At 51.6% G+C, this 17,442-nt stretch carries 20 protein-coding genes; 9 read left to right on the top strand and 11 right to left on the bottom strand.

All coding sequences use genetic code 11. The annotated features are described in order from the left end of the window. The coding region (locus NG42_RS23210) for a GNAT family N-acetyltransferase (RefSeq protein WP_241488279.1) at nt 1–697 on the top strand (697 nt) is incomplete at its 5' end. A 54-nt stretch (nt 698–751) separates the two neighbouring features. On the opposite strand, the gene NG42_RS01345 is transcribed toward NG42_RS23210, so the two are convergent. Genes NG42_RS01345 through NG42_RS01355 form a run of 3 tightly spaced genes read right to left on the bottom strand, consistent with a single transcriptional unit; the run spans nt 752 to nt 2,477 of the window. Then, on the bottom strand, nt 752–940 hold the full coding sequence (locus NG42_RS01345) for a YpfN family protein (RefSeq protein WP_052897000.1): 189 nt from the start codon (nt 938–940) through the stop codon (nt 752–754). 24 nt (nt 941–964) lie between these two features. After that, nucleotides 965–2,092: a succinyl-diaminopimelate desuccinylase gene (dapE, locus tag NG42_RS01350; RefSeq protein ID WP_052897002.1), complete on the bottom strand. Its 1,128-nt coding sequence runs from the start codon at nt 2,090–2,092 to the stop codon at nt 965–967. Between the two features lies 1 nt (nt 2,093). Continuing rightward, nucleotides 2,094–2,477 (bottom strand): ArsC family reductase, encoded by a 384-nt coding sequence (locus tag NG42_RS01355; RefSeq protein WP_052897004.1) that lies wholly within the window; start codon nt 2,475–2,477, stop codon nt 2,094–2,096. Between the two features lie 321 nt (nt 2,478–2,798). Here NG42_RS01355 and NG42_RS01360 point away from each other — a divergent pair, with 321 nt between their 5' ends. The 3 genes from NG42_RS01360 (at nt 2,799) to NG42_RS01365 (ending at nt 3,922) form a co-directional block, all read left to right on the top strand. Continuing rightward, complete coding sequence (locus NG42_RS01360; protein WP_052897006.1) at nt 2,799–2,951, top strand: Hok/Gef family protein; 153 nt, start codon at nt 2,799–2,801, stop codon at nt 2,949–2,951. Between the two features lie 366 nt (nt 2,952–3,317). Then, a complete protein-coding gene (locus NG42_RS21800; protein WP_241488280.1) occupies nt 3,318–3,437 on the top strand; it encodes a Hok/Gef family protein in 120 nt (39 codons plus the stop codon). A gap of 332 nt (nt 3,438–3,769) precedes the next feature. Continuing rightward, the gene (locus NG42_RS01365) at nt 3,770–3,922 is read left to right on the top strand and encodes a Hok/Gef family protein (protein ID WP_052897368.1); all 153 of its coding nucleotides are present in this window, start codon (nt 3,770–3,772) and stop codon (nt 3,920–3,922) included. A gap of 87 nt (nt 3,923–4,009) precedes the next feature. On the opposite strand, the gene NG42_RS01370 is transcribed toward NG42_RS01365, so the two are convergent. Next, a complete protein-coding gene (locus NG42_RS01370; RefSeq protein WP_052897008.1) occupies nt 4,010–4,447 on the bottom strand; it encodes a GNAT family N-acetyltransferase in 438 nt (145 codons plus the stop codon). Between the two features lie 189 nt (nt 4,448–4,636). On the opposite strand from NG42_RS01370, the gene ypfM reads away from it, so the two are divergent. Beyond that, complete coding sequence (ypfM, locus tag NG42_RS22545; RefSeq protein ID WP_101505280.1) at nt 4,637–4,696, top strand: protein YpfM; 60 nt, start codon at nt 4,637–4,639, stop codon at nt 4,694–4,696. A gap of 100 nt (nt 4,697–4,796) precedes the next feature. On the opposite strand, the gene acrD is transcribed toward ypfM, so the two are convergent. Further along, a complete protein-coding gene (acrD, locus tag NG42_RS01375; protein WP_052897010.1) occupies nt 4,797–7,913 on the bottom strand; it encodes a multidrug efflux RND transporter permease AcrD in 3,117 nt (1,038 codons plus the stop codon). Between acrD and NG42_RS22855 the strand changes: the two genes are divergently transcribed. Then, the gene (locus NG42_RS22855; RefSeq protein WP_162231007.1) at nt 7,831–7,998 is read left to right on the top strand and encodes a hypothetical protein; all 168 of its coding nucleotides are present in this window, start codon (nt 7,831–7,833) and stop codon (nt 7,996–7,998) included. The two genes, acrD and NG42_RS22855, sit on opposite strands and share 83 nt — an antisense overlap. Nucleotides 7,999–8,143: 145 nt before the next feature. Here NG42_RS22855 and NG42_RS01380 read toward each other — a convergent pair whose 3' ends face one another. From NG42_RS01380 to NG42_RS01405, 6 genes are all read right to left on the bottom strand, one after another. Then, nucleotides 8,144–8,776: a response regulator gene (locus NG42_RS01380; RefSeq protein WP_052897012.1), complete on the bottom strand. Its 633-nt coding sequence runs from the start codon at nt 8,774–8,776 to the stop codon at nt 8,144–8,146. A gap of 81 nt (nt 8,777–8,857) precedes the next feature. Beyond that, on the bottom strand, nt 8,858–10,552 hold the full coding sequence (gene narQ, locus NG42_RS01385; protein ID WP_052897370.1) for a nitrate/nitrite two-component system sensor histidine kinase NarQ: 1,695 nt from the start codon (nt 10,550–10,552) through the stop codon (nt 8,858–8,860). An 82-nt stretch (nt 10,553–10,634) separates the two neighbouring features. Next, nucleotides 10,635–11,474: a metal ABC transporter permease gene (locus NG42_RS01390; protein ID WP_052897014.1), complete on the bottom strand. Its 840-nt coding sequence runs from the start codon at nt 11,472–11,474 to the stop codon at nt 10,635–10,637. Next, on the bottom strand, nt 11,471–12,322 hold the full coding sequence (locus NG42_RS01395; protein ID WP_052897016.1) for a metal ABC transporter permease: 852 nt from the start codon (nt 12,320–12,322) through the stop codon (nt 11,471–11,473). The genes NG42_RS01390 and NG42_RS01395 overlap by 4 nt, the downstream gene beginning before the upstream one ends. Further along, nucleotides 12,319–13,107, bottom strand: coding sequence for an ATP-binding cassette domain-containing protein (locus NG42_RS01400; RefSeq protein WP_052897018.1), 789 nt, complete (start codon nt 13,105–13,107; stop codon nt 12,319–12,321). Before NG42_RS01400 ends, NG42_RS01395 begins: the two co-directional genes overlap by 4 nt. After that, nucleotides 13,104–13,961 (bottom strand): metal ABC transporter substrate-binding protein, encoded by an 858-nt coding sequence (locus tag NG42_RS01405; protein WP_241488286.1) that lies wholly within the window; start codon nt 13,959–13,961, stop codon nt 13,104–13,106. The genes NG42_RS01400 and NG42_RS01405 overlap by 4 nt, the downstream gene beginning before the upstream one ends. 526 nt (nt 13,962–14,487) lie before the next feature. Between NG42_RS01405 and NG42_RS01410 the strand changes: the two genes are divergently transcribed. The 3 genes from NG42_RS01410 (at nt 14,488) to nudK (ending at nt 17,291) form a co-directional block, all read left to right on the top strand. Continuing rightward, a complete protein-coding gene (locus tag NG42_RS01410; protein WP_052897022.1) occupies nt 14,488–14,763 on the top strand; it encodes a YdgH/BhsA/McbA-like domain containing protein in 276 nt (91 codons plus the stop codon). A 327-nt stretch (nt 14,764–15,090) separates the two neighbouring features. After that, entirely contained in the window at nt 15,091–16,587 is a 1,497-nt protein-coding gene (ansP, locus tag NG42_RS01415) for an L-asparagine permease (RefSeq protein WP_052897024.1), read from the top strand. 125 nt (nt 16,588–16,712) lie between these two features. After that, the gene (gene nudK / locus NG42_RS01420) at nt 16,713–17,291 is read left to right on the top strand and encodes a GDP-mannose pyrophosphatase NudK (RefSeq protein WP_052897026.1); all 579 of its coding nucleotides are present in this window, start codon (nt 16,713–16,715) and stop codon (nt 17,289–17,291) included. Nucleotides 17,292–17,442: the final 151 nt, after the last annotated feature.

The following is a 17,442-nucleotide window of genomic DNA, read 5'->3' on the forward strand; positions in this document are numbered from 1 at the left end:
TGCTCAGTCGCTGGCGGCGCATGCCGGGCTGGATGAAGCTGCACAATTACGCTCGCGGCGTATCAGCAGGATAGCCATCGCGCCGCAGCACAGGCGGCGGGGTCTGGGTCGTCAGTTGATCAAACAGAGTCTGGCCAACACCCGTGGGCTGGATTTCCTCTCGGTCAGCTTTGGTTATACCGCAGAGCTTTGGCAGTTCTGGCAGGCCTGTGGATTTCAGTTGGTTCGTATTGGCAGCCAGCGGGAAGCCAGTAGCGGTTGTTATGCGGCCATGGCATTACTGCCGCTGAGCCCTGCGGGCGCTGCGCTGACCGCGCGTGCGGTAAAGCGGCTGGCGCGTGATTACCACTGGCTGCGGCAACATATTGATCAATCTGTCGCGATTGAAATCGATCCGCAGCAGAGCTTTAACGCCGATGACTGGCAGGAAGTGGCCGGGTTCGCTTTTGCCTTTCGTCCGTTTGAAGCCTCCGGGGCGGCACTTGAGCGGTTACTGAGCCTGTCGACACTGGCGCTTCCCGCGTTGCGCGGCACCCTCACTCAGCGTTTAACTGATGCGGAGTTATGCCAGAAGCTGGCTCTGCCCGGACGTAAGTCGCTGATTCAGCGCTGGCGTCAGGAAGCGGGCGAGGCGTTGCTGACCATTGACCCGGCGTGTGCCGAGGCCTGGCGTAAGCGGGTTATCTTGTTGCAATAAATCTTGAGTACGGTCCTCTCCCCTTAAGGGAGAGGACCAACAGGCGCTTAATCACTATTTCTTTTTCGGCCAGTCGTCTTCGTCATCCCATTTATCGTTAAAGTCACGATGCGGTGGTAGTTCAGGTTTGTTATCGAGAAACTTTTTATGATCGATACGCTTCAGATCCTTGTAGACATTCATCAGTACGCCAACCATCAATACGATAACCAGGATCCACCAATACTCTTTAAACCATTCCATGATGCTTTCTCCCCAGCGTCGCGCTTATGCGACCAGCTGTTCCATAATGCGTTGATACATGCGGCTTAGCAGTTGCAGATCGGAAGCCTTCACGCATTCGTTGATTTTGTGGATGGTGGCATTCACCGGACCCAGCTCAACAACCTGTGCGCCCATACGAGCGATAAAGCGACCGTCAGACGTGCCGCCGGTGGTCAGCAACTGCGGCTTAATTTCATTATAGTGCGCAACCGCATTCACTACCGCATCAACCAGCTTACCGCGTGAGGTCAGGAACGGCTGACCAGAGAGTTTCCACTCCAGCGTATAGCGCAGCTGATGACGTTGCAGCAACTCTTCCACGCGTTGTTTAATCAGCGCATCGGTCAGCTCAGTACTGAAACGGAAGTTGAACTGCACAAACAGCTCGCCGGGAATGACATTGTTGCTGCCGGTGCCTGCCTGCACATTGGCAATCTGCATGCTGGTCGCCGGGAAGAATTCATTGCCCTGGTCCCATTCGGTGGCGACCAGCTCATTTAATGCCGGAAGCGCGCGGTGCACCGGATTATCTGCCAGATGCGGATAAGCAACGTGCCCCTGCACGCCATGAACCGTCAGGTTGGCGGTAATGGAGCCGCGACGACCATTTTTTACTACGTCACCCACTACTTCGGTGCTGGAAGGCTCGCCGACCAGGCAGTAGTCGAGGCGTTCTTTACGCGCCATTAGCCTTTCAACGACTTTAACGGTGCCATTAGTGCCGCTGGCTTCTTCATCCGAGGTGATTAAAAACGCCAGTCGTCCTTTATGATTGGGGTATGCTGCGACAAAGCGCTCGGCTGCCACGACCATGGCCGCCAGCGATCCTTTCATATCCGCAGTGCCGCGACCAAACAGCATGCCATCGCGAATGGTCGGTTCGAAAGGGGGATTAATCCAGCGGCTGGCATCACCCGTTGGCACCACATCGGTATGGCCAGCAAACGCCAGCGTTTCACCCTGACCGCGCCATGCCCAAAAATTCAGCGTATCGTCGATGTTCATCGGTTCGATAGTGAAGCCAATCGCCTGCAGGCGCTCAATCATGATGGCCTGGCATCCGGCATCATCCGGGCTGAGGGAAGGGCGACGAATGAGCTGCTGCGTCAGCTCAATGACCGGACAGAACATATTATGACTTCTCCTGAATAAACTGCTGATAAGTTGCTTCGCTAAAACCCAGCAGCATAGAGCCGCTGGCGTTGCAGAGCAATGGGCGTTTGATGATGGCGGGCTGCTCCAGCATCAATTCCCGTGCGGCATCCGCGTTATCAATGCTGTCACGTTGCGCTTCCGGTAGTTTACGCCAGGTGGTGCCACGGGTGTTCAGCAATGCGCTATAGCCGAGCTTATCAATAAAACGTTGCAGCAGCGCAGCGTCAATACCATCGGCGCGATAGTCATGAAACTGATAGTCAACCTCATGGCTTTCCAGGTAGCGGCGTGCTTTCTTGATGGTGTCGCAATTTTTAATGCCGTACATTTTCAGGGTTTTTTTCTGATTTGAATCAGCCATGGTAGATAATACTCCAGATAATAATATGAATTATAGTGTATCAATCTCAGGCTTAATGGTCATGTAATAACGTTATCAGGCAGGGTAATATTATTTGCGACGCGACTCGATTTTTGACTGTTTATTAATGAAGTGGCTAATGACGACAGTAAATAGATTGCGGTAGCATTCTGTCGGGTGCCTGAAGCTGTTTGCTGCAGGCATTATTCAGGAGCAGACAGAAGAAGGCCCCAGGTCAATTTTCATTAACCTGAGGCCACTCCTGCACATCCAACAATGTCAGGATAGCCTCTTAACAGCAGATTTGCAATGTAGGTTAAGATGCCAAAAAAATATTTATTACCACGGCTGATTGTGCTTTGTCTGACAATACTGGCCAGCCTGTGGTTGATACGTGACAGTCTGTGCGAAGTCCGTATTACTCATGGCAGTAATGAATATGCGGCGTTCTTAAACTACGAAGTTAAGCGCTAACCGCGGGCGGGGGAAACCCCGCCTGATTATTGTGGGTGTCGGGGCTTCGGGCACCCTTTTAAATTATTATTGATTTATTTACCGTCAGTTTTTTTGTGGCGGCTAATAATTCCGGGTTGCCGCAGGTTTTTGCTATTTACCCGCAAACCACTAATGACGGGGATGAAAAGTTTGCGGTAGCATTCTGTCGGGTGCCTGAAGCTGTTTGTTGCAGGCATTATTCAGGAGCAGACAGAAGAAGGCCCCGGGTCAATTTTCATTAACCTGAGGCCACTCCTGAACACCAACAATGTCAGGATAGCCTCTTAACAGCAGATTTGCAATGGAGGTTAAGATGCCAAAAAATATTTATTACCACGGCTGATTGTGCTTTGTCTGACAATACTGGCCAGTCTGTGGTTGATACGTGGCAGTCTGTGCGAAGTCCGTATTACTCATGGCAGTAATGAATATGCGGCGTTCTTAAACTACGAAGTTAAGCGCTAACCGCGGGCGGGGGAAACCCCGCCTGATTATTGTGGGTGTCGGGGCTTCGGGCACCCTTTTAAATATTATTGATTTATTTACCGTCAGGTTGTGAGTGGCGGTAAATAACTCGGGTTGCCGCAGGTTTTTGCTATTTAGCCACAAACCACTAATGACGGGGATGAAAAGTTTGCGGTAGCATTCTGTCGGGTGCCTGAGGCTGTTTGCTGCAGGCATTATTCAGGAGCAGACAGAAGAAGGCCCCAGGTCAATTTTCATTAACCTGAGGCCACTCCTGCACAACCACAATGTCAGGATAGCCTCTTAACAGCAGATTTGCAATGGAGGTTAAGATGCCAAAAAAATATTTATTACCACGGCTGATTGTGCTTTGTCTGACAATGCTGGCCAGCCTGTGGTTGATACGTGACAGTCTGTGCGAGGTGCGTATTACTCATGGCAGTAATGAATATGCGGCGTTCTTAAACTACGAAGTTAAGCGCTAACCGCAGGCGGGGAAAACCCCGCCTGTTTATTGTGGGTGTCGGGGCTTCGGGCACCCTTTATTATATTTCATTTAAATAATGTTAATGCTAATTAATAAAGCCGCCCGCGCGCAGGCGAATAATCGTGTTGTCCGGTGCGTAAACCATAGCAGTATTCAGCGGGTGAAAATTAAGATGCTGATAAAATTCTGTTTTATCCAGCATGGCGTAAATAATAACTTTGCCAAACGGTGAAAGTGTATCAAGAATCGACTGCATCAATTGCCGTCCGTAGCCTTTCCCCTGGAATGCCGGATCGATAACCACATCAGAAAGATAAGAACTCCAGGTCAGATCACTGATTGCATGGGCAGTTGCCATCAACTTACCTTCATTAAAGCCAAACCAGCTGAACTGACTGTGTTGATAAGCACGCTTTAAGCTGGTGATGTCACGAGCACCAAGGCCGGCTTTTTCAATCAGCTCTGCCAGTTCCTGCCAGTTAACCATCGGATTATCATTCTGGGTTAAAAGTACAAAACTCATTATTATCATCCTTATATTTTTAATGGGATGGCATAATTAATCACTGATTTAGCAACTTTATTCAACTGTAAATTTACGACGAGTAAAATTTATTGTGCTGATTGATATGACAGTATCATTATCTTTCTGAATACATTTTCCTGAACAAAAAATAAGCGTATACTGGCCTCAATTATAAGAGAGGCTATCATGATCGATTTGGAACTGGGGAACTGGAAAGACTTTATCGAAGCAATGTTACGTAAGTAAGCGATTCTTTAAGAAACGCGGCGACAGTATCCATTGCTCAATGCTCTGACCATAAGTCAATATAATAAAGGCAGCCAGATTGTTGGCTGCCTTTATACTGTCAGGGTCTGACTTTCTCTTTTAGCGGAAAGCGTTGCCGTACCACCACAAAGAACAACGGCACAAAGAAGATCGCCAGAATGGTGGCGGAAATCATACCGCCCATTACCCCGGTGCCAACCGCATGCTGGCTGCCCGAACCTGCGCCATGACTGATCGCCATCGGCAATACGCCAAAGATAAAGGCCAGTGACGTCATCAGAATCGGACGCAGTCGCTGACGTGAGGCCTCCAGCGTTGACTCAATTAAATCGCGCCCCCTGGTATTCATTTCATTGGCAAATTCGACGATCAGAATCGCGTTCTTCGCCGACAAACCAATTACCGTTAGCAGTCCAACCTGAAAATAGACATCGTTTTCCAGCCCGCGCATCCAGGTGGCCACCAGCGCGCCAAATACCCCGAGCGGCACCACCAACATTACCGAGAACGGGATAGACCAGCTTTCATAAAGTGCTGCCAGACAGAGGAACACCACCAGTAATGAGATGGCGTACAAGGCCGGAGCCTGCGAGCCGGAAAGGCGCTCCTGATAAGAGGCACCGGTCCACTCAAAACCCACGCCCAGTGGCAGCTGGCTGACCAGTTTTTCCATTACATCCATTGCCGTGCCGGTACTGACACCACTAGCCGCCTCGCCGACAATTTCCAGCGCAGAATAGCCATTATAGCGTTCAAGCCGCGGGGAACCTGTTTCCCACGAGGTTTTGGCAAAGGCGGTAAATGGCACCATGCCGCCAGCACTGTTGCGCACATACCATTTGCTGATGTCGTCAGGCAACATGCGGAATTTTGCGGCAGCCTGCACATATACTTTTTTTACCCGACCACGGTCGAGGAAGTCGTTGACGTAGGTCGAGCCCCAGCCGGTTTTCAGTGTATCGTTAATATCATCAAGCGAGACGCCCAGCGCCTGCGCTTTACGCTGATCGATATCAATACGTAATTGCGGACTGTCATCTAACCCGTTGTGGCGAACGCGCGCCAGATCCGGATGGTTACCTGCCATTTCCAGCAGCCGATCGCGCATCTGCATCAGTTTGTCATGACCCATTCCCGCGTGATCCTGTAGTTCCATATCAAAACCGGCAGAGTTACCCATTCCGGTAATTGCTGGCGGGCTGCTGGCAATCACGCGCGCTTCGTTTATCTTGCTGAACGCCTGGGTGGCACGTTCGATAATAGCAAAAGAGGTGCGCTCAGCGCCGGGGCGCTGTTCCCAGTCTTTCAGGCGCACAAACAGACGCGCAACGTTCTGCCCGTTGCCACCGGGGCCGGAGCCAACGGTGGCGAACACCGACTGAACATTATCCTGCTCCTGAGTCATATAATAGTGCTCAACCTTTTGCACCACTTTCAGCGTTTGTTGCTGGGTAGAACCTGGAGGGAGCTGAACCTGAGTGGTAAACACGCCGCGATCCTCCAGCGGCAGAAACGACCCCGGCAAGCGCATAAACAGCAACGCCATGATGCCGATAATGGCGATATAGAGCAGCATCCAGCGGCCGCTTTTCAGTAAAATTTTGGCTACGCCGCGCTCATAACGTTCGCTGCTACTGTTGAATTTTCGGTTAAACCAGCCAAAAAAGCCCCGTCGGCCATGATGATGGCCTTTAGCCAGAGGCTTGAGCATAGTGGCGCAGAGTGCCGGAGTCAGTACCATCGCCACCAGTACCGACAGCACCATTGCGGCGACAATGGTTATTGAGAACTGGCGATAGATAGCGCCGGTTGTGCCGCCAAAAAATGCCATCGGCACAAATACAGCCGACAGCACCAGTGCAATCCCGACCAGTGCGCTCTGCATCTGGCCCATTGATTTTCGTGTCGCTTCGCGCGGCGACAGGCCTTCTTCACTCATTATTCGTTCAACGTTTTCCACCACAACAATGGCATCGTCGACCAGCAACCCTATCGCCAGTACCATGGCAAACATGGTCAGAGTGTTGATACTGAAGCCGCAGATATACAGCACCGAGAAAGTACCCAGCAGCACCACCGGTACAGCAATCGTCGGGATAAGCGTGGCGCGGAAATTCTGTAAAAACAGATACATCACCAGAAACACCAGCAGTACCGCTTCAAACAGGGTTTTCACCACATCGTGAATCGAGGCGGTAACGAACGGCGTGGTTTCATAGGCCACTTTGGCTTCCAGCCCGTGCGGGAAAAAGTGGGAAAGCTCTTCGATACGCGCGCGGACCAGCTTGTCAGTTTCCAGTTCATTGGCACCTGAAGCCAGTTTAACCCCCAGCCCGGACGCGGCCTGGCCGTTATAACGGCTGAGATAGTCATATTTTTCCGCGCCTAATTGCACTTCGGCGACATCGCCGAGCGTCACCACCGAGCCATTCTGATTGGTACGCAGCGTAATCGCTTTAAACTGCTCCGGCGTTTGCAGTAATGACTGAGAATTTATCGTGGCATTCAGCGCCTGATTATCGACTGATGGCGTTCCACCGACCTGGCCGACGGCAATCTGGCTGTTCTGCGAGCTGATGGCGTTAACCACATCCTCGGTGGTCAGGGAATAGTTAATCAGTTTGTTTGGATCCAGCCAGATACGCATAGCATATTGTGAACCGTAGGCATCAACCTGGCCGACGCCGCTGATGCGGCTTAATGGATCCTGGATGTTACTGGCAACATAATCCGCAATATCTTGCTTATCCATACTGCCGTCGGTAGAGACGAAAGCCAGCATCAAAATATTGGTGTCGCCAGTTTTGTTAACCGTTACCCCTTGTTGCTGAACATCCTGCGGCAGTTTACGTAAGGCGGACTGGAGCTGGTTTTGCACCTGCTGACGTGCTTCATCCGGATTGGTTCCGGCATCAAAAGTCAGTGTAATCGTCGCCTGGCCGGTGTTACTGCTTTGCGAAGACATATACATCAGATTATCGATGCCGGTCATGCTCTGTTCGATAACCTGAGTGACCGTGTTCTCCAGCGTTTGCGCTGAAGCGCCAGGATAGTTGGCGGTAATACGCACATTAGGCGGCGCGAGATCAGGATATTGCTCAACGGGAAGTGACATGATCGACAAGACGCCGGTCAGACACATAATGATCGCCAAAACCCAGGCAAAAATCGGGCGATCAATAAAGAAATTCGCCATCGAATCAGAGCTCCTCAGCAGCGTTTCGTCAAAATTAGCAGAAAAAAACGCCAGCGATGCTCTGATTGGCGAAGGGATTAAATGACTTGCCGGGTAAATTTATCTGTTGTTTCAAGCCGCTCCGGCAGTAATTCACTTTACCCGTAGCGGATTGAAGAATCGTGGAGAAATTAAGGAGAAAATGTAAATAATCGTCGTAAAGCTCGACGGACAGTTTCTCTACAACATATTCAGCTATTTTTGCTCTCAAGATAAAGCACTGTCGCCGCGACGCGTGAACGGACATTCAGTTTGCGCAGCAAATTGCGGATATGCACTTTTACCGTCTCTTCGGAGATATGTAACGTCACTGCGACCTCTTTATTTGACATGCCACGCGCCACTTCCTGCAACACATCCAGTTCGCGCTCGGTCAGTGAGGCAAAAGGGTTGGAGCTGAATTCACGCCCGGACAGATAATCACTGACCGCGTCGCTGAAAACCTTTTGCCCCTGTGCGCCTTGCAAAATTTGTTTCAGCAGCTGTTCTGGCTCGCTGTCTTTCAGTAAATAGCCATCGGCTCCGGCATCCACCAACGTATAAATATCATTGCGGGCATCAGAAACCGTCAGAATCAGAATACGCGAGCCGATCGCTTCCTGGCGCAACGCTTTCAGCGTATCGAGGCCGGACAAACCTTTCATATTTAAATCGAGCAGGATTAAATCGGGCGCCAGACGGCGTGCTTGTGCAACAGCTTCGCTGCCATTGCTGGCTTCAGAGACCACGCTAAATTGTGGTTCCAGCTCCAGTAACTGACGAATACCACGACGCATAAGCGGATGGTCATCGACGATCATCACGGTGATGTTGTTGCGTTCCATTAAATGGGCTCCCTGTGCAAAATTCCCGATGGGAAAATATCTGGCAAATAAAATCGGCTGTTAACGGCCAGTAACTCTGTTTCAGCCCGCTGGCGGTTTCTGGTGTGGCGAAAACACCAAAGTTACCTGAGTGCCGGTGGGAAAATGACGCTGGATTTGCAGTGTTCCCCCCAGTCTTTCTGCCCGTTCGTTCATAATCGTCAGGCCATAATGTCCATGCGGTTCTTCAAGGCTGGCAATGCCGATGCCGTTATCGACGATAGCGATATGGCTGTCACCATTCGGCAACGACTGTACCTGGACATCAATCTTGCTGGCTTGCGCGTGCTTAATGGCGTTAAGCAGCGCTTCGCGAATAATTTGCAATACATGGACCTGTTGCGGTGCGTCAAGGGCGAGGGCATCGGCCTGACCGCTCAGCACAATCTCCGCCTGACTTTGCTGACGCAAGGGATCAATCATCTCCTGCAGTGCCGCCGCCAGATCGGCCTGATCAATCGTCAGGCGGAACGTGGCGAGCAATTCTCGCAGTTGATGCCAGGCATCGCTTAGCGCCTGATCAAAGTCCTGGATGATTTTTTGCGCGCGTTCCGGCTGGTTATCAACGCTGCGTTTGAGTAACGTCAACTGAATACGTAAATAGGAGAGCGCCTGAGCCAGCGAGTCATGCAGTTCCCGCGCAATAGTGGCGCGCTCTTCCATCAGCATAAGTTGCTGCGACTGTTTCTGCGCCTGGTAAATTTGCACATTGTGCGCCAGCATATTGGCAACACTTTGCATTAAGCGCGGAGAAGGTAAGTGATGGGCTGTTTGCCAGCGCAGTTCGCCGACGCTGCTCTCTTCTTTCAGCAGCGGCAACTGATGCCACGGCAGATCGCTGTCGGCACAGCCTTGCATTACGCGCCATTCGTCATTTATCCCAATCTCAATGCAGCGCAACTTTTCATGCTGATAAACCCGTTCAAGCACCTGTTGCAGCGCACTGCGATCGAGTTTATTCACCGCCAGCGCCAGCGAGCATTCGTACAAGGTGCTCAGCATATGATTTGCCTGAGTCAGATTGCGGGTCTTCTCATCGACAGTTTTTTCCAGCAACTGATAATGTTTTTCCAGCTCACCTGACATCCGGGTAAAGGCCGTTGCCAGCACCCCCAGCTCATTGGGCAGCCGGGTATTGAGCGGCGGGTAACTAAATGTTCCCTGTTCGATATAGCGGCTGGCGGTGACCATCTGATTCAGCGGGATAACAATTTGCCGACGACTCAGGCGGAGAGTCCGGAAAGTCAGCGCAGCGATGGCAATAAAGCCTAACAGGCTGGTGATAGCCACCAGGCGCATTTTAAGCTCAGCGTAACGCTGTAAATCCAGCACAAAGTGCTCGATTTCGCCGACATATGTCGCTACATGTTGCTGATAACGCTGCGGATCGCCAGTTTTCAGATGTTGTCGCAGTTCAGGCCAGTCGGCTTGTAACTGCTGATAGCGTGCATTGAGTGCGGCGGGAACATAAAAATGCTCAAGATTACGCAGTGCCGCTGCGTCCAGCGATTGCTGATAAAGTTGCAAGTGGGCAGAAAACTCAGCCGATTGTGTGCTGGCATCCCATGCCAGCCGGTAGCTTTGCATCCGCAGTGAACCGGCAACGTTCAGCGCTTCAGCATCGCGCAGGCTGCCGGAAAGCGTCAGAAGCGCCAGCCCGGTGGAGAGTACTGACAGCATAACAATGCCGGCCAGCGCACGTGCAATACTGCCAGTTACCGAACGTTTTACCATCACTTGCTGAGTTTCCACAAACAACAAGCGGATATTATAGCGCTGTTTTTGCTGTGAAAGCGCTCTGATAATGCTGATAACCTGTTCAGGCTGGTTTTTTATTGGGCCCTTTTATCGCCGTTATCAGCCACGCCAGCAGGAACAGACTGGCTTGTACCAGCACAATGCACGGGCCGGTAGCGGCATCCAGCCAGAAGCTGGCCAGGGTACCGACCACCGAAGAAAACAGTGAGGTCAGTACCGCACAAATCAGCATCGTATTAAAACGGCGGCACAGCATAAAAGCGGTGATGCCCGGCGTAATCAGCATCGCAATCACCAGCACAATGCCAATGGCCTGTAATGCGGCGACAATGGTCAATGCCAGCATACAGAGTAAGCCATAGTGCAGCCATTTGACCCTCAGGCCAATGACGCGTGCCTGAGCCGGATCGAAGCAATACAACAGCATATCTTTGCGCTTGACCAGCATCACCAGCGTTACAATCAGGCTGATAATCAGACACTGCCACAATTCCGCGTTGCTGATGCCAAGCACGTTACCAAACAGAATATGGCTCAGATGCTGATCGGTTTCGATACGCGCAAACAGCACCAGCCCGATGGCAAACATGCCGGAAAAAACGATCCCCATCACCGTATCTTCTTTGATGCGGCAGTTCTCTTTGATGTAGCCGGTGAACACTGAACACAGCAGACCGGAAGCAAAAGCGCCCACCACAATCGGTGCGCCAGCAACCCATGCCAGTACCACCCCAGGCAGTACCGCATGGGAAATGGCATCACCCATTAGTGACCAGCCTTTCAGTACCAGATAGCAGGAGAGAATGGCGCACACCATGCCACTGACCATCGCCGCCAGCAGAGCCCGCTGCATAAACGGGAAGCTAAGCGGCTGGGTAATCAGCTCCAGTAAGCTGCTCATGCGGCGGCACCTCGCGATTTACCACGGCGGGAAAACATGCCGTATTTCGGGGCAAAAAAGAATGCCAGCAGGAAAATGACGGTTTGCAGTGTGACAATCACGCCGCCAGTGGCCCCATCCAGGAAATAACTCAGCCAGGCACCTGTCGCGCTGGTCGAGGCACCCAGTAATACTGCGATCAGCAATAATCGCGGAAAACGGTCGGTCAGTAACCAGGCGGTCGCACCGGGGGTGATGACCATCGCAATTACCAGAATGGCTCCTACGGTTTGCAGCGCGGCCACGGTTGAGGCACTGAGTAGAGTAAAAAAGATTATTTTCAGCTTTAAAGGCGAGATGCCGACGGAGACCGCATGGCCTTCGTCGAAAAATACCGCCAGCAGATCTTTCCAGATAATCAGCAACACCAATAGTGATATCGCGCTGATTAACGCCACCTGAATTACATCGCTGTCGGCAATACCCAGAATATTGCCGTAGATAATCGACTGGATATTGATCGCTGTGGGATTGAGCGAAATGATTAACAGGCCAGCGGCAAAAAAGGTCGAAAATACAAAGCCGATGATGGCATCTTCGCGCAAGCGCGTCAGATGGCGCACCAGCGTCATGCCAAGCGCCGCCAGCATGCCAGTAATAAATGCGCCCAGCGCATACGGCAAGCCGAGTGCATAGGCAGCGGCAACGCCAGGCACTACCGAATGCGACAGTGCATCGCCCATTAACGACCAACCTTTCAGCATCAGATAGGCGGATAAAAAGGCACAGCTGGCACCGACCAGCGCACTGACGGCTATCGCTTTGACCATATAGTTATAGTTAAACGGCTCCAGCAACAGGTCGATCATGATGGTATGCCTCCATCGCGCGGCAAATCTGCTGGTGCGGCGGACAGATTGATATAGCGCAGCACACCGCCAAAAGTCTGCTGCAGGTTGTCATGGGTAAAGGTGCTGGCCGTTGGCCCGGCGGCGATCACCGTGCGGTTAATCATCACCACCCGATCGCAAAAGGTCGGAACGGCACTGAGATTATGGGTTGAGACCAGCAACAAATGCCCTTCATCACGCAGCGCTTTAAGCATATCGACGATGGCATTTTCTGTTTGCACATCTACGCCGGTAAAAGGTTCGTCGAGCAGCAGAATACTGGCCTGTTGCGCCAGCGCCCTTGCCAGAAAGACGCGTTTGCGCTGGCCGCCGGAAAGCTCACCAATCTGTCGATTGCGCAAATGCAGCATGCCGACGCGCTCCAGCGCCTGCTCAACCTGACGCTTATCTTCGGCGGAAGGGATGCGCAGGAATGACATTTTGCCGTAACGGCCCATCATTACCACATCGCTGACCAGGACCGGGAAATTCCAGTCCACTTCCTCAGTCTGTGGCACATAGGCCACCAGATTACTGCGCAGTGCTTTACCCACCGGCTGATGATTGATTTCCACCTTACCGCTCACCGGCTTCACCAGCCCCATAATGCTTTTGAACAGTGTCGACTTGCCGCTGCCATTGACGCCAATCAAGGCGCACAGACTACCGGCATTAAGTTCAAAGCTGGTATCAGCCAGCGCGGTATGACCGTTACGCCATGTCACGGTGATATCCTGCACCGACAGGTGGGCGGGCGCGGTCACTGACCGAATCCTGTCGCGATGGTATTGACCGTCACCTGCAGCAGGTCAATATAAGTTGGCACCGGGCCATCAGCCTGTGACAGCGAGTCGACATACAGTACGCCGCCATAACGTGCACCGGTCTCCTTACTTACCTGCTTAGCCGGTTTGTCGGAGATAGTGCTTTCACTGAATACCACCGGAATCTGATGCTGACGCACGGTATCAATCACCCGTTTTACCTGCTGCGGCGAGCCTTGCTCATCAGCATTAATTGGCCACAACCACACTTCTTTTAACTGATAGTCACGCGTCAGGTAGCTGAATGCCCCTTCACTGGTGACCAGCCAGCGCTGACTGGCCGGGATCTTGTCGAGGCGAGCGCGCAGCGGGGCATCCAGTGCTGAGATTTTGTCAGCATAGGTTTTCGCATTCTGGTTATAGGTTTCAGCATTTTTAGGATCGTATTTCACCAGCGCCTGACGAATATTTTCGATATAGATCAGCGCATTTGCTGGCGACATCCAGGCATGAGGGTTCGGGTTATTGACGTAAGGGCCATCACTGATCGGCATTGGCTCGATTCCGTCGGTCACCACGACTGAGGGGACATCATGCAGGTTGGAAAAAAAGCGGCTGAACCAGCGTTCCAGATTCAGGCCGTTCCATAAAATCAGGTCGGCAGACTGTGCTTTCATCACGTCGCGCGGGGTTGGCTGATAATCGTGGATTTCAGCACCCGGCCGGGTGATGGATTCAACCACCGCTGCATCACCTGCTATGTTTTGTGCAATATCCTGAATAATAGTGAAAGTTGTCACAACCTTAAATTTTTCCGCTGCATGGGCGCTGCCAGCGGAAAAAATCATCAGCATGCTGAGCGAGCAACTTGCCATTAGCTTGTTGAAAACAGGAAACTTCAATGCAGAAACAATTCTCATAAGAGTCTTTCCTCAGACCAGAAGGTATCAAAATACAGCAACAAGAGACGGTTTTATATACAGATATAGCATTGGCTATATTAGTTAGCAAGAGCTATGAATAATGTAAATGATAATTATTATTGCTTCTGTCCGGCAAGATTGTTTGTCGCGGGTCTGAAAGGGAGGGGGGCTCACCACGGGGGCTTGAAGAAAGCAGGGGAAAAACATTACAGTGGGACGGCTTCGCTGATTTCAGCGCAGAATATTTCTGTTTTCACATGGTTGTACACATCGGGTTACGCGGCGAACAAAAAACAACCCATCCTGACATTTCCCTGGATTGCTCCTTATTCCCTTCACAAAGCTTTAATGCTTTTACCCATCCGTAACGTTGGTTTTCATTGTAACGGTAATAATCAATCTCGTGATTAACGCAACGCCTTACGAATAACGTAAAACGAATGACGAGGAGCTTCTGATGAAGATTAAATTACCCGCAATTATTGCTGTTGCTCTGTTTGCCACCACCTCATTTACTACCATGGCAGCCACTCAAGTCGACCGTCAACAGGCGCAAGATTTGCAGAGTATGGGTAGCGTTTCCATTTCCGCCGTCAGCGGTTCACTGGATGACGCAACGCGCCAGCTTTCGCAAAAAGCGGAAGAGATGGGAGCGACTCATTACCGTGTGGTTGGTGTCGATAATCCAGGCGATTCAAGCCTTTGGAGCGGTACCGCTGAAATTTATCGCTAATCCTTAATTCCCGTTCCATCCCTGTAGCCTTAGTTTGCCTGCGGGCATCGACTAAACCGACCGACCTTTACGGTCGGTTTTTTTTGCCTGTCACTCCACATAATTACAAATCATAACGAATTCACCCGGGGGATATTTTGCTTCGCCCCCGGAGAACGGGTAGGATTCATCGCCGTTATTTTAGCTTCACTCGTAACATTATAAATAACAGAGTGATAGCGATTTACCCCCATTTCAGACGGCGCAGCGCAATCGTTTGGTTGCGCCATCCGGCGATGGGTAGAGCGTACAGGCGCTCTATCAATGGACAGGAAAATAGGACAGGTAATGAAAGCTACGAAAAAAAACGCAGCTGAACTTCGCGCTGCAAAACGACGCTGGTTGAATTCCCACGATACCGGCTATCAAAAAGCGATGGGTAATCGTCACGTTCAGATGATTGCTATCGGTGGCGCCATCGGAACCGGTCTGTTCCTTGGTGCTGGCGGGCGTCTGCAGGCTGCCGGTCCGGCCCTGGCGCTGGTCTATTTAGTCTGCGGGATCTTCTCTTTCTTTATTCTGCGCGCATTAGGCGAACTGGTGCTTCATCGCCCCAGCAGCGGTAGTTTTGTCTCTTACGCTCGAGAGTTCCTGGGTGAAAAAGCCTCTTATGTGGCGGGCTGGATGTATTTCGTCAACTGGGCGATGACCGGTATCGTCGACATCACCGCAGTAGCGCTGTATATGCATTACTGGGGCGCATTTGGCGATGTGCCGCAATGGGTGTTTGCGCTGGGCGCGCTGGCGATAGTCGGAACTATGAATATGATTGGCGTGAAATGGTTCGCCGAGATGGAGTTCTGGTTTGCGCTGGTGAAGGTACTGGCGATTGCTATCTTCCTGATCGTCGGCGTGGTGTTTCTGGGCAGCGGTAAGATGCTGGACGGCAACGCCACCGGTTTCCATCTGATCACGGACAATGGCGGATTCTTCCCGCATGGCCTGTTACCGGCATTAGTGCTGGTGCAGGGCGTGGTGTTTGCCTTTGCTTCGATTGAGCTGGTGGGGACTGCCGCAGGGGAGTGTAAAGACCCGCAAACCATGCTGCCGAAGGCGATCAACAGCGTAATCTGGCGTATTGGCCTGTTTTACGTTGGCTCCGTGGTCCTGCTGGTATTGCTGCTACCGTGGAATGCTTATCAGGCTAACCAAAGCCCGTTTGTGACCTTCTTCAGTAAACTGGGCGTGCCGTATATTGGCAGTATCATGAATATTGTGGTGTTGAGTGCGGCGCTTTCAAGCCTCAACTCCGGTCTCTATTCCACTGGCCGTATCCTGCGTTCAATGTCGATGGGCGGTTCCGCACCGCAGTTTATGTCGAAGATGAGTAAGCAGCAGGTGCCCTACGCGGGGATTCTGGTCACTATTGGCGTGTATGTGATTGGTGTGGTGCTGAACTACTACGTGCCGTCACAGGTGTTTGAGATTGTGCTTAACGTTGCCTCGCTGGGAATTATCACTTCCTGGGCATTTATCGTGGTATGCCAGATGCGGCTGCGTAAGGCGATCAAAGAGGGCAAAGCCGATGATGTCAGCTTTAAACTGCCATGGGCTCCATTCACCTCGTGGCTGACGCTGCTGTTCCTTGCCAGCGTGCTGGTGCTGATGGCGTTCGACTATCCGAACGGCACTTACACTATCGCCTCAATTCCCGTGATTGCGGTGGTGCTGATTCTTGGCTGGTTTGGCGTGCGTAAACGCGTCCATACGCTTGGGCATAGCGAGCAGGACCATCACGAAGTGCATGACCAACAGGATCGCCCGGCAGAAAAACTGCCACACTAAATAGCACCGCGGTGGGCTGGCCTGTGCTGGCCCACCGGTATCTGCTTAATCCTTCGCTTTCAGATAGTTTTCTCTCGCTACGCATCTTAAGATAACAGGCTCCTTTATTGTGGTATGGAGACGGTATGTCAGCGAAAGTTGAAATTATTAAAAATAAACTCCTGTCAGAAAACTGGTTCGTATTGCGTAATTTCACCTACGACCTTGTTGGCAAAGATGGCTCGACGCTACGCCACAAGCGCGAGGTGTACGATCGCGGCAACGGTGCCACTATCCTGTTATATAACCGCGATAAAAACAGCGTGGTGCTGACCCGACAGTTTCGCATCGCCACTTACGTTAACGGCAATGACAATGGCATGCTGATTGAAGCCTGTGCAGGCCTGCTTGATGATGATTCACCGGAAGATTGCATCCGCAAAGAGGCGATTGAAGAGACCGGTTATGCTGTCGGACAAGTGGAAAAGATCTTTGAAGCCTATATGTCGCCGGGTGGCGTTACCGAACTGATTCATTTCTTTGCCGCTGAGTATGATGAATCGCTGCGTGATAATCGCGGCGGCGGGGTAGAAGATGAAGATATCGACGTGATGGAAGTGCCTTTTCCTGAGGCGCTGGCAATGGTGAAAGATGGCCGTATCCGTGACGGAAAAACCATTATGCTGCTGCAACATGCGCAGATTGCCGGTTGGCTGAAAGCCTGATTTTATTGCGGGTCGCTGCCTCGTCCGTTACTGGTGATTACTTGTCCGATAAATCTGATTGAGCTACTGACTCTGCGTCAGGATGATAAAAGCTTAGCAACACACTCTGTTACGCCTGATCTTTCACCGCCTGGCTCCGCTTTATGGGCCA

Origin of the sequence: Winslowiella iniecta, from assembly GCF_001267535.1 — a bacterium.
GTDB classification, from domain to species: Bacteria; Pseudomonadota; Gammaproteobacteria; order Enterobacterales; family Enterobacteriaceae; genus Erwinia; species Erwinia iniecta.

Bases quoted from the DNA above. Each gene is read 5' to 3' on its own strand.
- NG42_RS01410 (WP_052897022.1), top strand. From the start codon at position 14,488: ATGAAGATTAAATTACCCGCAATTATTGCTGTTGCTCTGTTTGCCACC.
- NG42_RS01360 (WP_052897006.1), top strand. From the start codon at position 2,799: ATGCCAAAAAAATATTTATTACCACGGCTGATTGTGCTTTGTCTGACA.
- NG42_RS22855 (WP_162231007.1), top strand. From the start codon at position 7,831: ATGATCGACAAGACGCCGGTCAGACACATAATGATCGCCAAAACCCAG.
- NG42_RS01365 (WP_052897368.1), top strand. From the start codon at position 3,770: ATGCCAAAAAAATATTTATTACCACGGCTGATTGTGCTTTGTCTGACA.
- ansP (WP_052897024.1), top strand. From the start codon at position 15,091: ATGAAAGCTACGAAAAAAAACGCAGCTGAACTTCGCGCTGCAAAACGA.
- NG42_RS01380 (WP_052897012.1), bottom strand. From the start codon at position 8,776: ATGGAACGCAACAACATCACCGTGATGATCGTCGATGACCATCCGCTT.
- NG42_RS01395 (WP_052897016.1), bottom strand. From the start codon at position 12,322: ATGATCGACCTGTTGCTGGAGCCGTTTAACTATAACTATATGGTCAAA.
- NG42_RS01345 (WP_052897000.1), bottom strand. From the start codon at position 940: ATGGAATGGTTTAAAGAGTATTGGTGGATCCTGGTTATCGTATTGATG.
- acrD (WP_052897010.1), bottom strand. From the start codon at position 7,913: ATGGCGAATTTCTTTATTGATCGCCCGATTTTTGCCTGGGTTTTGGCG.
- NG42_RS01355 (WP_052897004.1), bottom strand. From the start codon at position 2,477: ATGGCTGATTCAAATCAGAAAAAAACCCTGAAAATGTACGGCATTAAA.
- dapE (WP_052897002.1), bottom strand. From the start codon at position 2,092: ATGTTCTGTCCGGTCATTGAGCTGACGCAGCAGCTCATTCGTCGCCCT.
- NG42_RS01405 (WP_241488286.1), bottom strand. From the start codon at position 13,961: ATGCTGATGATTTTTTCCGCTGGCAGCGCCCATGCAGCGGAAAAATTT.
- NG42_RS01370 (WP_052897008.1), bottom strand. From the start codon at position 4,447: ATGAGTTTTGTACTTTTAACCCAGAATGATAATCCGATGGTTAACTGG.
- NG42_RS01390 (WP_052897014.1), bottom strand. From the start codon at position 11,474: ATGAGCAGCTTACTGGAGCTGATTACCCAGCCGCTTAGCTTCCCGTTT.
- nudK (WP_052897026.1), top strand. From the start codon at position 16,713: ATGTCAGCGAAAGTTGAAATTATTAAAAATAAACTCCTGTCAGAAAAC.